Here is a 15374-nt window from a genome sequence, read left to right on the forward strand (position 1 = left end):
GCTGTAAATAAGGCAATAAGTGACTTTTTAATTCAAAATTAAAGTAATTTTAATCGCTTGTTTTTGATTGCACGTACTAAATATATGAATATTTTTGTGCTATAGTACGCGCCGTTTAATTTAAAGGTTATACGTTGATGGTCAGTCAGTTAATTAACGAATTTGATACCCTAGGGTTGTATTTTGGCTTAGCCGGTATTTTGATATTCATCGGCTTGGCAATTAAAGACGTACTTAAAAGTGGTAATGTACCTAAGTTTGGTCGCTATATAGTATGGACTGTACTCTTTTTAGGCTGTTCAGGCTTTATTGCTAAAGGACTTATTCAAGTATTTTGGCAAGGCGCAGGTGTAGGTTAGGCATGGCGAAGTCAGAAACAGATAGAACAACACTCGATTTATTTGAATACGAAAAGCGTCCAGGCCGACCTAAGACCAATCCTCTTTCGCGGGATATGCAGTTAAAGGTTAATAAACGTAATCAAATAAAAAGAGACAAAGCACGTGGTTTAAAACGTGTTGAATTTAAAGTTTCATCGCAGTTGTATCAAGCGTTAAGTGATATGGCAGATGCACAAAATATTAGCCGCAGTGCGCTGATTGAAACGATTTTACAAGAAAGATTGGCTATTGATACATAAAAGGTTATAAATCCATGGCAAGTGTAGGCATTTTTTTCGGAAGTGACACAGGTAACACAGAACACGTAGCAAAAATGATCCAAAAAGAATTGGGTAAAAAGCTTGTGGCTGTGCATGATATTGCAAAAAGCTCTAAAGAAGAGATTGCAGATTTTGATTTAATCTTATTTGGTATTCCAACGTGGTACTACGGCGAAGCACAATGTGATTGGGATGATTTTTTCCCTGAGCTTGAAGAAGTAGACTTTGAAGGCAAACTTGTTGCTATTTTCGGTTGTGGTGATCAAGAAGATTATGCTGAATACTTCTTAGACGCTATGGGCATGATCAACGATATTGTTACTGAACGCGGTGCTATTGTTGTAGGTCACTGGCCTACTGAAGGCTACGATTTCGAAGCCTCAAAAGGTATGGCAGACGACAATCACTTTGTCGGTTTAGGTATTGATGAAGATCGTCAACCAGAACTTACAGAGCAACGCGTAAAAGCATGGTCTGCTCAAGTATTTGATGAAATGTGTTTAAGCGAGCTTGCTGACTAATCCATCCGATATACCGCTAACTGTTTAAATAGTTATCAAACAGTTAGCGTTTTCTTTATTTACTGCAATATAAATCATTTCTTCTTTGCACTTGAGGCCTAGGCACGTTATCCTATTTGTTGCTTATGTATCGTGAGCATCTTTGCAAGATGTCTAGTATAACCAAATAAAATTGAGACAGATTTAATGACTGATCATAACTTGGAACTTAAAAAAGCCGGTTTAAAAGTGACTTTACCGCGTATTAAAATTTTAGAGATTTTACAGTCTCCAGATAACCAACACATCAGTGCTGAAGATGTTTACAAAATTCTTTTGGATTTAGGTGAAGAAATTGGCCTTGCAACTGTATATCGCGTACTCAACCAATTTGATGATGCAGGCATTGTAAGCCGTCATCACTTTGAAGGCGGGAAATCGGTATTTGAATTATCGGGCAGTACTCACCACGATCACTTAGTATGTTTAAAGTGTGGAAAAGTTGTTGAGTTTGAAGATGAGATGATTGAACGTCGCCAGCTTGAAATAGCTCAAGAAAACGGTATTACTTTAACAAACCACTCTTTATACCTTTACGGAGAGTGTGATGATAAAGCTGCATGTAAAGCGTTTAGTGATGCAAATAGTTAGTATATCCTAGCTATAAAAAAACCTGCTATTTGCAGGTTTTTTTGTGCCTATTATTTAAAGTATTACTACACCCACAAGTGAGCGGGCGTAGTAAAAATAAGCTTATTGTGTTTTAGACCATGAGTCACGAAGACCTACTGTTTGGTTAAACACAACATTTTCTGACTTAGAATCTCTTGAAAAGTAACCGGTACGTTCAAACTGGAACCCCTGCTCTGCTTGTGAATTAGCAAGCGAAGGCTCAAGTTTAGCATTAGTTAAAACAACTAATGATTCTGGGTTTAATGTCGTTTCAAACTCATCAGCTGCAGCTGGGTTTGGCACATTAAATAAACGATCGTACAAACGAACTTCAGCTGTAATAGCCTCAGAAGCTGATACCCAATGAATAACGCCTTTAACTTTACGACCATCACTTGGGTTTTTGCCTAGTGTTTCATTATCATAAGTACAATAAATAGTGGTTATTTCACCGTTTTCGTCTTTTTCTACACGATTAGCTTTAATAACATAAGCGCCACGTAAACGAACTTCTTTATCGAGCACTAAACGTTTAAACTTATTATTTGCTTGCTCTTTAAAGTCTTCTCGTTCAATGAATATTTCACGCGTAAATGGCACATCGCGGCGACCCATTTCTTCCTTATTAGGATGATTAGCCACCGATAACGTTTCTGTGGTGTCTGCATCGTAGTTTTCGATGATCACTTTAACCGGATCCAGTACAGCCATCGCGCGAGGAGCATTTTCATTTAAGTCATCACGAATACACGCTTCTAGCATACCCATTTCAACCATATTCTCTTGCTTTGTAACCCCTATTCGTAAACAAAATTCACGAATTGAAGCCGGTGTATAACCACGGCGACGTAAACCTGCAATCGTAGGCATACGTGGATCATCCCAACCTTCGACGTAGTTATTTACAACAAGGTCATTTAACTTACGTTTAGACATAATTGTGTATTCAAGGTTTAAGCGAGAAAACTCAATTTGCTGTGGATGACATTCAATGCTGATGTTATCAAGTACCCAGTCGTATAAACGACGATTATCTTGGAACTCTAATGTACATAGTGAGTGCGTAATACCCTCGATTGCATCAGAAATACAATGCGTGAAATCGTACATTGGGTAAATACACCATTTATCAGCAGTTTGATGGTGATGAGCAAAACGAACACGATAAATAATTGGATCGCGAAGCACCATAAACGAGCTTGCCATATCAATTTTTGCACGAAGAACACATTCGCCTTCTTTGAAACCACCCGCACGCATTTTTTCAAATAATGCTAAGTTTTCTTCAGGAGATGTATCTCTGTATGGGCTATTTTTACCTGGCTCCGTTAAAGTTCCGCGGTATTCACGTGCTTGGTCTGCTGTTAAAAAACAAACATAAGCTAACCCTTTGTTTATAAGCTCAACAGCATAGCCGTATAAAATATCAAAATAATTAGAAGAATACTTTATATCACCATCCCAGTTAAAACCTAACCATTGAACGTCTTCTTTTATAGAATTAACGTAGTTAATGTCTTCTTTTTCTGGGTTTGTATCGTCAAATCGTAAGTTACATAAACCGTTATAATCTTTTGCAATACCGAAATTTAAGCAAATTGATTTTGCATGGCCTATGTGTAAAAAACCATTGGGCTCAGGTGGAAAGCGCGTGTGCGTTGCAGCATGCTTTTTACTTGCTAAGTCTTCATCAATTCGGGTTCTAATAAAGTTACTTGGGCGATTCTCAATTTCCGCCATAGGAGTACGATCCTCTAAATATTACTTAATTACAAAACTAATGCATTATTACAAAAACAGTCACTAACATACAGCAATAGATTACGGTTTATCTTACTTATTGATTAACTTTAATTCATCTAATCTGTTTTTAACGAATAAAGTTTGTTTTAGCGCAATATTTAATTCATAGAAGCGCTTTATAGTGCGTCAATACCGTACTTTATAAGGATTAAGAGATGGCTACACTTAACCAGCACCGTGTTTATATACCTAGTAATGCACGTGCTAATCATTACTTACTTGCAGAAATTACCCCTAACGATAGTTTTTACTCAAGCTTTAACTCAATAAACTGTTGTTACGAAAGAATAGCACGTCAATTATTTGCAACATGCGATGAGTATGAGCTCCATAATGTGCATATTTTAGCAAACGACAAACTTCCTGTTGTCAGATTCCATGATGAGTCTTATCAGTTAGAAACTAATAAGCAAATGCTCATATTTTATAACCCACGTTATCACGAAGCGCATAAACTCTATTATTCAACGGACACGCAAAGTAAAAAGGTACGCTTACTCTTTTTAGCTACGGGCGAAGATATACGAGCTAACTCCGCTGTATTTCACAAAAAAGTCCAAAAAGTATTAACGGTAATGCAAGAACAATTATTTATTGATCAACCCCAATTTAAAGTGCGTGATCATCAACATTTAACTTACGACTTATTTGCTAAAAATAAAGGAAACAAAGAAACCTACGGCTACAAATTAAGAAGTTTGTACCCAAGATATCAAAATCGCCAATGTGAAATACCTAAAGAACATGCAGAGATGACATACACGACATTTTCTATTCCTGTATCAAGGGCTATTAAAACTCAATTTCAAACTTTAATTAATAATGGCGATTTTAAACAATTTTATAATTACTTTTTAGATAGCTTCAAACGGTGCTGCGAGCTTAATAAGCTAACACATGGGGCATTAATAGCTAATGGTGCCAAACCTATTGTTAGAAATAGTAAAGTGGATATTAACGAAGGAAACGAAGAGCTTCAAAAGCTCAGCTTTGACATAGACTCAGATAAAACACAGCTAAAGTGCTTTTACGATGAACAAAGATTAGTTGAAACAATTCATTTTGTTATTGCAGCTGCCAATCATAACAAGCAAGAAATTGGTTATGGCAAATTTATGAATCAGGTTGAAAAAACGATTTTTCAACTTTGTGATGAACTAGATATAAGTAAAGAAAGACAAGATCTAACCGTCAGGTTTTTTCAACATATCAGTTACCCGTTTTAATTAACTGCTCAAAACAAAAAGGCTCGCGAAATGCGAGCCTTTTCAAAGATTAACTCAACTGATTACCAGCCTGTTTTCTCTTTAAGTGCTTTACCGATATCAGCAAGTGAACGTACAGTTTGTACGCCAGCAGCTTCTAATGCAGCAAACTTCTCATCAGCAGTACCTTTACCGCCTGCGATGATTGCGCCAGCGTGACCCATACGCTTACCTTCTGGTGCAGTAACACCAGCAATGTAAGATACAACAGGTTTAGTTACGTTAGCTTTGATGTACTCTGCAGCTTCTTCTTCTGCAGTACCACCAATTTCACCAATCATTACGATTGCTTCAGTTTGTGGATCTTTTTCGAACATTTCTAAAACGTCGATAAAGTTAGTACCTGGGATTGGATCACCACCAATACCAACACACGTAGACTGACCAAAACCAGCATCTGTAGTTTGCTTAACCGCTTCGTACGTTAAAGTACCAGAGCGAGAAACAATACCTACTTTACCAGGCTTGTGGATGTGACCAGGCATGATACCAATCTTAGTCTCACCAGGAGTGATAACACCTGGACAGTTAGGACCGATCATACGAGTACCTGTTTGATCTAGTTTAACTTTAACGTCAACCATATCAAGTGTAGGGATACCTTCAGTGATACAAACAATTAGCTCGATGCCAGCATCGATTGCTTCTAAGATTGCATCTTTACAGAAAGGTGCTGGTACGTAGATAACTGAAGCAGTTGCGCCAGTTTCTTGTACTGCATCACGTACTGTGTTGAATACAGGAAGACCAAGGTGCGTTTGACCGCCTTTACCTGGGCTAACACCACCAACCATTTGTGTACCGTACTCAAGCGCTTGCTCTGAGTGGAAAGTACCTTGGCCACCAGTGAAACCCTGACAGATAACTTTTGTATCTTTATTGATTAATACAGACATTATTTGCCCTCCGCAGCAGCAACAACTTTTTCAGCAGCGTCTGTTAATGATTCAGCAGCAATGATGTCTAAGTCAGAGCTCTTAAGAACTTCACGACCTAATTCAGCATTAGTACCTTCTAAACGTACAACTACAGGTACGTTTACGCCAACTTCTTTAACTGCGCCAATGATACCTTCAGCAATCATGTCACAACGTACGATACCGCCAAAGATGTTAACTAAAACAGCTTTAACATTGTCGTCAGAAAGGATGATTTTGAATGCTTCAGAAACACGTTCTTTAGTCGCGCCGCCACCAACATCTAGGAAGTTAGCTGGCTTGCCACCGTGTAGGTTTACGATGTCCATAGTACCCATTGCTAGGCCCGCACCGTTAACCATACAACCTACGTTGCCATCTAGTGCTACATAGTTAAGCTCAAAGCTTGCTGCATGTGCTTCACGCGCATCTTCTTGAGATGGATCGTGGAACTCACGGATTTTTGGTTGACGGTAAAGTGCATTACCATCGATACCGATTTTGCCGTCAAGACAGTGAAGGTTACCTTCGTCTGTGATTACTAACGGGTTGATTTCAAGTAATGCGAAATCGAAATCGTTAAACATTTTACCAAGACCCATGAAGATCTTAACGAACTGTTTCATTTGTGTTGGGTTAAGACCCAATTTGAAACCAAGTTCACGTGCTTGGTAAGCTTGAGGACCTACTAGTGGATCGATCTCAGCTTTGTGGATAAGTTCTGGTGTTTCTTCAGCAACAGTTTCAATTTCAACACCGCCTTCAGTAGACGCCATGAAAACAACTTTGCGAGAAGCACGATCAACTACTGCACCTAAGTACAATTCGTTGGCGATATCTGTACAGCTTTCTACTAAAATTTTAGCAACTGGCTGACCATTTTCGTCTGTTTGGTAAGTAACTAGGTTTTTACCTAACCAGTTAGCTGCAAACGCTTTAACTTCATCGATAGTTTTAACTAGCTTTACACCGCCAGCTTTACCACGTCCACCTGCGTGAACCTGAGTTTTAACAACCCACATATCACCGCCGATTTTTTCAGCAGCTGCTGCAGCTTCTTCAGGTGTATCGCAAGCGAAACCTTGAGAAACTGGTAAACCATATTCGGCAAAAAGTTGTTTTGCCTGATACTCATGCAAATTCATGATGCTTTATCCAATTTTTTATACTAAAAGAGCTGAATATTTATTCAATAAACAACTATCCCAAATTGCGCACCTAGTATAGTTGCCAAGGCTTAACATGAAAACCCCAGTACGACCAAAGGCGCAAAAAAAAAGCTGTGAATTGTGGTTCACAGCTTATATTTCATACTACTTGATTAAACATCCAGTAATAAGCGAGTTGGATCTTCAAGTAACTCTTTAATAGTTACTAAGAAACCAACAGATTCTTTACCATCTATTTGGCGGTGATCGTAAGAAAGTGCCAAATACATCATAGGAAGAATTTCAACTTTACCATTTACTGCCATTGGACGGTCTTGAATTTTGTGCATTCCCAAAATTGAAGACTGTGGCAAGTTAATGATAGGTGTAGATAGTAATGAACCGAATACACCACCATTTGTAATAGTGAAGTTACCACCTGTCATGTCGTCAAGCGTTAGCTTTCCGTCACGGCCTTTAAGTGCTAATTCACGAATGCCTTTTTCAATTTCAGCAACTGATAACTTATCACAGTCTTTAAGAACTGGTGTTACTAGACCACGAGGTGTAGAAACAGCAATGCTGATATCAAAGTAATTGTGGTAGACAATGTCGTCCCCATCAATTGACGCATTTACATCAGGGAAACGTTTAAGTGCTTCAGTAACTGCCTTCACGTAGAAAGACATAAAGCCTAAGCGAATACCGTGACGTTTTTCGAATACTTCTTGGTACTGCTTGCGAAGGTCCATGATTGGCTTCATGTTAACTTCGTTAAACGTAGTTAACATTGCAGTAGAATTTTTAGCTTCTAGAAGACGGTTAGCAATCGTTTTACGTAAACGTGTCATAGGAACACGCTTTTGAGTACGATCACCCATTGGCGCAACTGGAGCAGCAGCTTCTGCTTTCTTCGCTGATGGTGCCGGTGCTTTCAAGAACGTATCAACGTCTTCTTTAGTTACACGACCATTTTTGCCAGTTCCTTTGATTTTAGAAGCATCTAGTCCTTTTTCAGCAATTAAACGACGAACAGATGGAGTTAATACATCTGAGCTATCAGTTGAATCTGCAGCAGGAGCCGCCTCTTCTTTAGCTGCAGAAGCTGCAGGTGCACCACCTGCTTTTACTGAACCGATTACTTGCTCACCTAGAACAGTATCGCCTTCAGCGTTAATGATGTCGCCCATGATACCGTCTTCTTGAGCTACTACTTCAAGAACAACTTTATCTGTTTCGATATCTACCAGGTTTTGATCGCGCGTTACTGCGTCTCCTGGTTGAACATGCCATGTAGCAATTGTTGCGTCTGCAACTGATTCTGGGAGTACAGGTACTTTGATGTCCACTTCTTTACCTTCTGATGCTGGTGCTGATGGCGCCGATGGCGCGTCTTCTGATTTTTCTGCTTCACTTGAAGATGTGCTTTCGCTTGAAGGCGCTGCATCAGCATCGCCAAGTAAACCCATAACTTGGTCACCAAGTACGGTAGCACCCTCTTCTTGAGAGATTTCTGTAATTACACCGTCATGTTGTGCAACTACTTCTAACACTACTTTGTCTGTCTCAATATCTACTAAGTTCTGATCACGGGTTACCTTGTCGCCAACACTTACATGCCATGTAGCAACGGTAGCATCTGCAACCGACTCAGGAAGAACAGGAACTTTAATTTCTGTGCTCATCGCTTATCCTTTATTTTCTATAGTAAGCGCGTCAGCAACGAGCGCTTGTTGTTCTTTAGTATGTACTGACATGTAACCACACGCTGGTGATGCAGATGCTTTACGCCCAGCGTATTTCAACTTAGCACCTTGTGGAATTGCGTCAACAAAATGGTGTTGAGAACAGTACCATGCACCTTGGTTTTGTGGCTCTTCTTGACACCATACAAAATCAGTAACGTGTTGGTAACGTTCCATAATAGTTTTCATTTCGTCATGTGGGAACGGGTATAATTGCTCTACACGAACGATGGCAATATTATTTTGTTCCAGCTTACGACGCTCTTGTAGTAACTCGTAATAAACTTTACCACTACAGAAAACAACGCGTTCAACGTTCTCAGGTTTAATATCATCAACTTCGTCGATCATATTATGGAATACACCGTTTGAAAGTTCTTCAAGTGATGAAACTGCAAGAGGATGACGTAGTAACGATTTAGGCGTCATAACAATCAATGGACGACGTAGAGGTCTTACTGACTGACGTCGTAACATTGCATATACTTGCGCAGGTGTAGACGGAACACAAACTTGCATGTTGTGATCAGCACAAAGCTGTAAAAAACGCTCCAAACGAGCAGAGCTGTGCTCTGGACCTTGGCCTTCATAACCGTGTGGTAACAAAATAGTAAGACCACATAAGCGACCCCACTTTTGCTCACCTGAACTCAAAAATTGGTCAAATACAACTTGCGCACCATTTGCAAAGTCACCAAACTGAGCTTCCCAAAGTACAAGAGAAGTTGGTTCGGCAGTCGCATAACCATACTCAAATGCAACTACTGCTTCTTCAGACAGTACAGAGTCGAAAACTTGGAAAGCGCCTTGATCTTCACTTAAGTGTTGTAAAGGAAGATAAGTCGCACCATCTTTTTGACTGTGAACAACGGCATGTCTATGGAAGAAAGTACCGCGACCAGAATCTTGGCCTGTCATTCTAATGTCAGTGCCTTCGGTTGCGATAGTTGCATAAGCAAGTGTTTCTGCCATTCCCCAATCAAGCGGTTTTTCACCAGTGGCCATTAACTTACGATCATCGTAAATCTTTTTAACGCGCGACTGAGCTTTATATTCTTCAGGGTAGCTCGCTACCTTTTCGCCAAGTTCTTTGAGCTTTTCAACCGAAACACTTGCGTCGTAATCAACATCCCAATCGTGGCCCACGTATTTAGCCCAATCTGAAGAATGAGAGGTTTCTGGTTGAATTTCAGATACAACGCAATTACCGTCATCTAACCCATTACGGTATTCATCGGCAAGTGCTTTAATTTCTTGTTCTGAAAAAGAGCCTTCAGCGATTAGTTGATCTGCATAAATAAGTCGCGGAACTGGGTGTTTTTTGATTTTTTGGTACATCAAAGGCTGAGTAGCATTTGGCTCATCAGCTTCATTGTGGCCATGTCGACGATAACAAACTAAGTCAATAACTACGTCACGCTTAAATTTGTTTCTAAAATCAAGTGCTATTTGTGTAACAAATGCAACCGCTTCAGGATCATCAGAGTTAACGTGGAAAATTGGTGACTGAACCATTTTTGCGATATCAGTACAGTAATCTGTAGAACGAACATCGTCTTGTTTAGAGGTAGTAAAACCAACTTGGTTATTAACAACAATTCGAATACTGCCACCACAACTAAACGCATTAGTTTGAGACAAGTTAAACGTTTCTTGTACTACACCTTGACCTGTTACAGCAGAATCACCATGAATTGTGATCGGTAATGCTTTTATTCCCGTAGTGTCACCTAAACGATCTAAACGAGCGCGTACAGAACCCATAACTACAGGGTTAACTATCTCAAGGTGAGAAGGATTAAAAGCAAGTGCCATATGAACGTTGCCGCCTTTAGTGGCAAAGTCCGATGAATAACCCATGTGGTACTTAACATCACCAGAACTTAATGTATCTTTATGCTTGCCAGCGAATTCATCAAAAAGCTCTGATGGATTTTTACCTAAAACGTTCACTAAAACGTTCAAGCGTCCGCGGTGAGCCATACCAATTACGGCTTCTTGTTGGCCACTTTCACCAGCTCGGTGAATTAGCTCTTTAAGCATAGGTACTAATGCATCCCCACCTTCTAGTGAGAACCGTTTTGCACCAGGGAACTTAGCACCCAAATATTTTTCAAGACCATCAGCTGCAGTTAACCCCTTGAGGATACGTAGCTTTTCTTCTTTTTCGAATTTAGGCCTAGATTGAACAGATTCTAAACGTTGTTGTAACCAACGCTTTTCTTCCGTAGATGTGATGTGCATATACTCTGCACCGATAGAACCACAATATGTAGTTTTAAGTGCTTGGTATAATTCACCTAAAGGCATAGAGTCTGAACCAACTGCAAAAGACCCTACATTAAACTCTCGCTCAAAATCAGCTTCTGACAAGTCGTGGTAATCTAGCTCTAAATCTCGAACACGCTCTCGTTCCCAAATACCTAATGGATCTAGGTTTGCATTTTGGTGTCCACGAAAACGGAAAGCATTAATAAGTTGCAGGACTTTAACCTGTTTAAGGTCACCGCCGCTACCCTCTGCTACCACTACTTCTCTATGCTTGTTTTTTGCAAGCTGTGCAAACTGTGCACGAACTTCTGAATGCTTAACTTCAACATCCACACCATTAACTTTTGGTAATTGTTCGAACACTTCTCGCCATTCATCTGGCACAGAAGTCGCATCATCTAAATACGCTTCATAAAGCTCTTCTACATAAGCAACGTTACCGCCGTTTAAATGTGAAGATTCTAACCATGCCTTCATCACACCTTCGTGCATTTATAAGCCCTTTTCTTTAGCGCAGAAATTAATAGTTATAATAACAAGATGGCTAGTAATGAAAACTAGCCATCTTACGTTTCTATGTAGTTAAACTGAACGGTTTAATAACATAGATTTGATTTGCCCAATAGCTTTGGTCGGATTAAGACCTTTAGGACAAACGCTAACACAGTTCATGATACTGTGACAACGGAACACACTGAACGCATCGTCTAGGTCTGCTAAACGCTCTTCTGTTGCTGTATCTCGGCTATCAGCTAAGAAACGGTAAGCATGAAGAAGGCCTGCTGGACCAATGAACTTGTCTGGATTCCACCAGAACGAAGGACACGATGTTGAACAACATGCACATAAAATACACTCATATAAGCCATCTAATTTATCACGTTCTTCAATAGACTGAAGACGTTCACCTGCAGCAGGTGTGTCATTAATTAGATAAGGTTTAACTTTTTCGTATTGAGTGTAGAACTGACTCATGTCAATAACAAGGTCACGTACCACAGGTAATCCTGGAAGAGGACGAACTACTATTGTACCTTTACCGTTATTTTGTAACGTAGATAAAGGAGTAATACATGCTAAACCATTCTTACCATTCATGTTAACACCGTCAGAACCACACACGCCTTCACGGCATGAACGACGGAATGAAAGTGAAGGATCTTGCTCTTTTAATAATAAAAGTGCATCCAGAACCATCATGTCGTGACCATCGTCAATTTGCAAGGTGTAATCTTGCATACGCGGTGCGTTGTCAACATCTGGATTGTAACGATAAACTGAAAATTGTACTTGTGCCATCGTCTCGCTCCTAGTATGTACGTGCTTTAGGTGGAAATGCTTCACGCGTCTTAGGCGCGTAGTTTACGTCACGCTTACTCATTTCATCCGTAACAGGATTGTATACTGAGTGACATAACCAATCCGTGTCATCACGATCTGGGAAGTCAAAACGAGAGTGTGCACCACGGCTTTCTGTTCGGAAGTTTGCAGCTACTGCTGTTGAGTAAGCTGTTTCCATTAAGTTATCAAGTTCAAGACATTCGATACGCTGCGTGTTAAAGTCTGACGATTTATCGTCAAGACGAGCATGTTGTAAACGCTCGCGAATTTCTTTAAGTTCTTGAAGACCAGTCGCCATTGAATCACCTTCACGGAATACCGAGAAGTTAAGCTGCATACATTGTTGAAGATCTTTCTTAATTTGAACAGGATCTTCACCTTGACCAGCTGTTGAGTTTTCCCAACGATTATAACGTGCAAGAGACGCTTCTAAGTCTGATTCAGAGGCAGCTTTTGATACTTCAACGTCTCTGAGGTATGTACCTAAGAAGTTACCTGCAGCACGACCAAACACTACTAAATCAAGTAATGAGTTACCACCAAGACGGTTTGCACCGTGAACAGATACACATGCAATTTCGCCTACAGCAAATAAACCCTCAACTACTTTTTCATCGCCTTGAGCATTGATTTGAAGCACTTGACCATTCACGTTAGTAGGTACACCACCCATCATATAATGACATGTTGGTATAACTGGAATTGGTTCTTTAGCAGGATCTACGTGAGCAAATGTTTTTGCAAGGTCACATACACCAGGAAGGCGTAGGTTAAGTGTTTCTTCACCTAAGTGGTCAAGCTTAAGCTTGATATGAGGACCCCAAGGACCATCACAACCACGGCCTTCACGAATTTCTGTCATCATAGAACGTGCAACAACATCTCGAGAAGCTAAGTCTTTTGCGTTAGGTGCATAACGTTCCATGAAACGCTCGCCATCTTTGTTTAAAAGATAACCACCTTCACCACGACAACCTTCAGTTACAAGCGTACCTGCTCCTGCAATACCTGTCGGGTGGAACTGCCACATTTCCATGTCTTGCATAGAAATACCAGCACGTGTAGCCATACCAACACCGTCACCAGTGTTAATGTGAGCATTTGTGGTTGAAGCGTATATACGACCAGCACCACCAGTAGCTAGTACAACCGCCTTTGATTTGAAGTAAGTGATTTCACCTGTTTCAATCTCAATTGCAGTACAACCAACAACATCGCCGTTACCATTTTTAACTAAATCAAGTGCATACCACTCAGAGAATACATTTGTTTTATTTTTAACGTTTTGTTGATAAAGAAGATGTAATAAAGCATGGCCAGTACGGTCAGCTGCTGCTGCAGTACGTGCTGCTTGTTCGCCACCAAAATTCTTTGATTGGCCACCAAAAGGACGCTGGTATACACGGCCATTTTCAAAACGTGAAAATGGTAACCCCATGTTTTCTAATTCAGTAATTGCTTCTGGGCCAGTTTGACACATATACTCGATAGCGTCTTGGTCACCGATAAAATCGGAACCTTTAACGGTATCGTACATATGCCATTCCCAGTTATCTTCGTGTGAATTACCAAGCGCTACTGTAATACCACCTTGAGCGGATACGGTATGTGAACGCGTTGGGAATACTTTCGATATTAGTGCACACGTTTTGCCAGATTCAGTAATAGCCAAGGCAGCGCGCATACCTGCACCACCTGCACCGATTACTACGGCGTCAAATTCACGAACAGAATATTTCACTTAAACACCCCATAATACAATTAGACCAATAGCTACGTAAGCAACGGCCATTAGGTTTAGAACAAACCCTAAAAATGCGCGTAACTTTGAGTTTTTAACATAGTCTGTTAAAACCTGCCAAAGGCCAATGCGGGTATGAACCATAATGCATACTAGGGTTACTAGCGTAAACCCTTTCATAGCTAGGTTAGAGAAGAGGCCTGTCCAGGCTTCGAAAGTGACTTCCGGCGTCGCTAAAAAATAGCCGATAATAAAAATAGCATATGCGCTAATTATTAATGCCGTGGTACGTAAAGATACGTAATCTTGTACACCATCACGTTTAAGAGTTGCTTGATTTAAGACCATATCCACACTCCCGCTAATACAGCGAATACAACGCCAAGAGCCATTGCAATTTTAGCGCTTAGGTTACCTGATTCAAGTTCTTCCCAGTGTCCCATATCCATTACCATGTGACGGATACCACCAATAAGGTGATAGCCTAGTACTGAAATGGTGCCCCAAGCTATAAATTTGGCAATGAATCCGTTAAACAGACCCTTGACGAATTCAAAACTTTCAGCTGACGAGAGAGACTCAGACCAAGCCCAAATGACAAACGTTAAAGCAAAAAATAATGCAACACCGGTGACGCGGTGAAAAATTGATGCTTTAGCCGTTGCCGGCATAGATATAGTTGTTAGATCTAGATTTACAGGTCTTTGCTTTTTCACAGTTACTTGCCCATCTTGCTCACATTGGAGCTCATCTACTTGCTTTTCTAAAAACCCACCAAATGTTTCTGGTGGAACTATCAAGATAAACGAATTAAAACATTAAAAGTTCACATTAATGTAAATTTTTTGAATGTAAAAATATCTTTACCCAAATACAATACGGTTTTAAAACCTCCGTTAGTATATATACCCATAAGGCTTTTTACAATTCTTGTTTATTTAGAGATGTTTGCGAATTAGCCAATAGTATAATACATATATGATACAGAATATTTATTATACAAATGTGCATAATGTTTATAAAAATTGACTTTAACCCCCTCTTTCACGTTAAAATGCGTAGATGTGCTTAAAACAGATTTCAGAACTTTAAAAATCTAAAAATCAGAATAGATATCTTAATAGGAGATACATAGCGATGGCAGATAAAAAAGCCACAGTTCATATTGATGGACTTGATCCAATCGAACTTCCAATTTATCAAGGCACTGCTGGCCAAGATGTAATCGACGTACGTACGTTAGGTTCACATGGCCACTTTACCTATGACCCAGGCTTCATGTCGACTGGTTCTTGTGAATCTGCAATCAC

14 protein-coding genes and 1 pseudogene are annotated in these 15374 nt (G+C 40.0%); 6 read left to right on the top strand and 9 right to left on the bottom strand.

Features of this window, described 5'->3' with window-relative positions; all coding sequences use genetic code 11:
* The first annotated feature begins 137 nt into the window (after nucleotides 1–137).
* The 4 genes from BCG07_RS00805 to fur all read left to right on the top strand — a co-directional run bounded on the left by BCG07_RS00805 (nucleotide 138) and on the right by fur (nucleotide 1812).
* Nucleotides 138–359 (top strand): DUF2788 domain-containing protein, encoded by a 222-nt coding sequence (locus BCG07_RS00805; RefSeq protein ID WP_006793041.1) that lies wholly within the window; start codon nucleotides 138–140, stop codon nucleotides 357–359.
* A 2-nt stretch (nucleotides 360–361) separates the two neighbouring features.
* The gene (gene ybfE, locus BCG07_RS00810; RefSeq protein ID WP_002962928.1) at nucleotides 362–640 is read left to right on the top strand and encodes a LexA regulated protein; all 279 of its coding nucleotides are present in this window, start codon (nucleotides 362–364) and stop codon (nucleotides 638–640) included.
* Nucleotides 641–654: 14 nt separating this feature from the next.
* A complete protein-coding gene (fldA, locus tag BCG07_RS00815; protein ID WP_039037073.1) occupies nucleotides 655–1182 on the top strand; it encodes a flavodoxin FldA in 528 nt (175 codons plus the stop codon).
* Between the two features lie 186 nt (nucleotides 1183–1368).
* A complete protein-coding gene (gene fur, locus BCG07_RS00820; protein WP_006794887.1) occupies nucleotides 1369–1812 on the top strand; it encodes a ferric iron uptake transcriptional regulator in 444 nt (147 codons plus the stop codon).
* Nucleotides 1813–1914: 102 nt separating this feature from the next.
* On the opposite strand, the gene glnS is transcribed toward fur, so the two are convergent.
* Nucleotides 1915–3573: a glutamine--tRNA ligase gene (gene glnS / locus BCG07_RS00825; protein WP_058428842.1), complete on the bottom strand. Its 1659-nt coding sequence runs from the start codon at nucleotides 3571–3573 to the stop codon at nucleotides 1915–1917.
* A 218-nt stretch (nucleotides 3574–3791) separates the two neighbouring features.
* Here glnS and BCG07_RS00830 point away from each other — a divergent pair, with 218 nt between their 5' ends.
* Entirely contained in the window at nucleotides 3792–4862 is a 1071-nt protein-coding gene (locus BCG07_RS00830; RefSeq protein WP_286888096.1) for a DUF3083 family protein, read from the top strand.
* A 62-nt stretch (nucleotides 4863–4924) separates the two neighbouring features.
* On the opposite strand, the gene sucD is transcribed toward BCG07_RS00830, so the two are convergent.
* From sucD to sdhC, 8 genes are all read right to left on the bottom strand, one after another.
* Nucleotides 4925–5797 carry a succinate--CoA ligase subunit alpha gene (gene sucD / locus BCG07_RS00835; RefSeq protein ID WP_008127375.1) on the bottom strand — a complete coding sequence of 291 codons (873 nt, stop codon included), beginning with the start codon at nucleotides 5795–5797 and terminating at the stop codon, nucleotides 4925–4927.
* Nucleotides 5797–6963, bottom strand: a complete 1167-nt coding sequence (gene sucC, locus BCG07_RS00840) for an ADP-forming succinate--CoA ligase subunit beta (protein WP_006794719.1) — start codon at nucleotides 6961–6963, stop codon at nucleotides 5797–5799. Before sucC ends, sucD begins: the two co-directional genes overlap by 1 nt.
* Before the next feature lie 176 nt (nucleotides 6964–7139).
* Entirely contained in the window at nucleotides 7140–8651 is a 1512-nt protein-coding gene (odhB, locus tag BCG07_RS00845; RefSeq protein WP_006794720.1) for a 2-oxoglutarate dehydrogenase complex dihydrolipoyllysine-residue succinyltransferase, read from the bottom strand.
* A 3-nt stretch (nucleotides 8652–8654) separates the two neighbouring features.
* Nucleotides 8655–11474: a 2-oxoglutarate dehydrogenase E1 component gene (gene sucA / locus BCG07_RS00850; RefSeq protein WP_010556434.1), complete on the bottom strand. Its 2820-nt coding sequence runs from the start codon at nucleotides 11472–11474 to the stop codon at nucleotides 8655–8657.
* A 90-nt stretch (nucleotides 11475–11564) separates the two neighbouring features.
* Nucleotides 11565–12281 carry a succinate dehydrogenase iron-sulfur subunit gene (locus BCG07_RS00855; RefSeq protein WP_006794722.1) on the bottom strand — a complete coding sequence of 239 codons (717 nt, stop codon included), beginning with the start codon at nucleotides 12279–12281 and terminating at the stop codon, nucleotides 11565–11567.
* A 10-nt stretch (nucleotides 12282–12291) separates the two neighbouring features.
* A complete protein-coding gene (gene sdhA / locus BCG07_RS00860) occupies nucleotides 12292–14064 on the bottom strand; it encodes a succinate dehydrogenase flavoprotein subunit (protein ID WP_286888103.1) in 1773 nt (590 codons plus the stop codon).
* Nucleotides 14065–14412 (bottom strand): succinate dehydrogenase, hydrophobic membrane anchor protein, encoded by a 348-nt coding sequence (gene sdhD, locus BCG07_RS00865; RefSeq protein ID WP_006794724.1) that lies wholly within the window; start codon nucleotides 14410–14412, stop codon nucleotides 14065–14067.
* Nucleotides 14403–14780, bottom strand: a complete 378-nt coding sequence (gene sdhC, locus BCG07_RS00870; RefSeq protein WP_074210168.1) for a succinate dehydrogenase, cytochrome b556 subunit — start codon at nucleotides 14778–14780, stop codon at nucleotides 14403–14405. Before sdhC ends, sdhD begins: the two co-directional genes overlap by 10 nt.
* A gap of 421 nt (nucleotides 14781–15201) precedes the next feature.
* On the opposite strand from sdhC, the pseudogene gltA reads away from it, so the two are divergent.
* Nucleotides 15202–15374, top strand: a pseudogene (gene gltA, locus BCG07_RS00875) (citrate (Si)-synthase); the annotation flags it as partial.

The organism is Pseudoalteromonas sp. ESRF-bin5, from assembly GCF_002632075.1.
GTDB lineage: Bacteria > Pseudomonadota > Gammaproteobacteria > Enterobacterales > Alteromonadaceae > Pseudoalteromonas > Pseudoalteromonas marina.

Coding starts and splice junctions, on each gene's coding strand:
- BCG07_RS00805 (WP_006793041.1), top strand. CDS start 138: ATGGTCAGTCAGTTAATTAACGAATTTGATACCCTAGGGTTGTATTTT.
- ybfE (WP_002962928.1), top strand. CDS start 362: ATGGCGAAGTCAGAAACAGATAGAACAACACTCGATTTATTTGAATAC.
- fldA (WP_039037073.1), top strand. CDS start 655: ATGGCAAGTGTAGGCATTTTTTTCGGAAGTGACACAGGTAACACAGAA.
- fur (WP_006794887.1), top strand. CDS start 1,369: ATGACTGATCATAACTTGGAACTTAAAAAAGCCGGTTTAAAAGTGACT.
- glnS (WP_058428842.1), bottom strand. CDS start 3,573: ATGGCGGAAATTGAGAATCGCCCAAGTAACTTTATTAGAACCCGAATT.
- BCG07_RS00830 (WP_286888096.1), top strand. CDS start 3,792: ATGGCTACACTTAACCAGCACCGTGTTTATATACCTAGTAATGCACGT.
- sucD (WP_008127375.1), bottom strand. CDS start 5,797: ATGTCTGTATTAATCAATAAAGATACAAAAGTTATCTGTCAGGGTTTC.
- sucC (WP_006794719.1), bottom strand. CDS start 6,963: ATGAATTTGCATGAGTATCAGGCAAAACAACTTTTTGCCGAATATGGT.
- odhB (WP_006794720.1), bottom strand. CDS start 8,651: ATGAGCACAGAAATTAAAGTTCCTGTTCTTCCTGAGTCGGTTGCAGAT.
- sucA (WP_010556434.1), bottom strand. CDS start 11,474: ATGCACGAAGGTGTGATGAAGGCATGGTTAGAATCTTCACATTTAAAC.
- BCG07_RS00855 (WP_006794722.1), bottom strand. CDS start 12,281: ATGGCACAAGTACAATTTTCAGTTTATCGTTACAATCCAGATGTTGAC.
- sdhD (WP_006794724.1), bottom strand. CDS start 14,412: ATGGTCTTAAATCAAGCAACTCTTAAACGTGATGGTGTACAAGATTAC.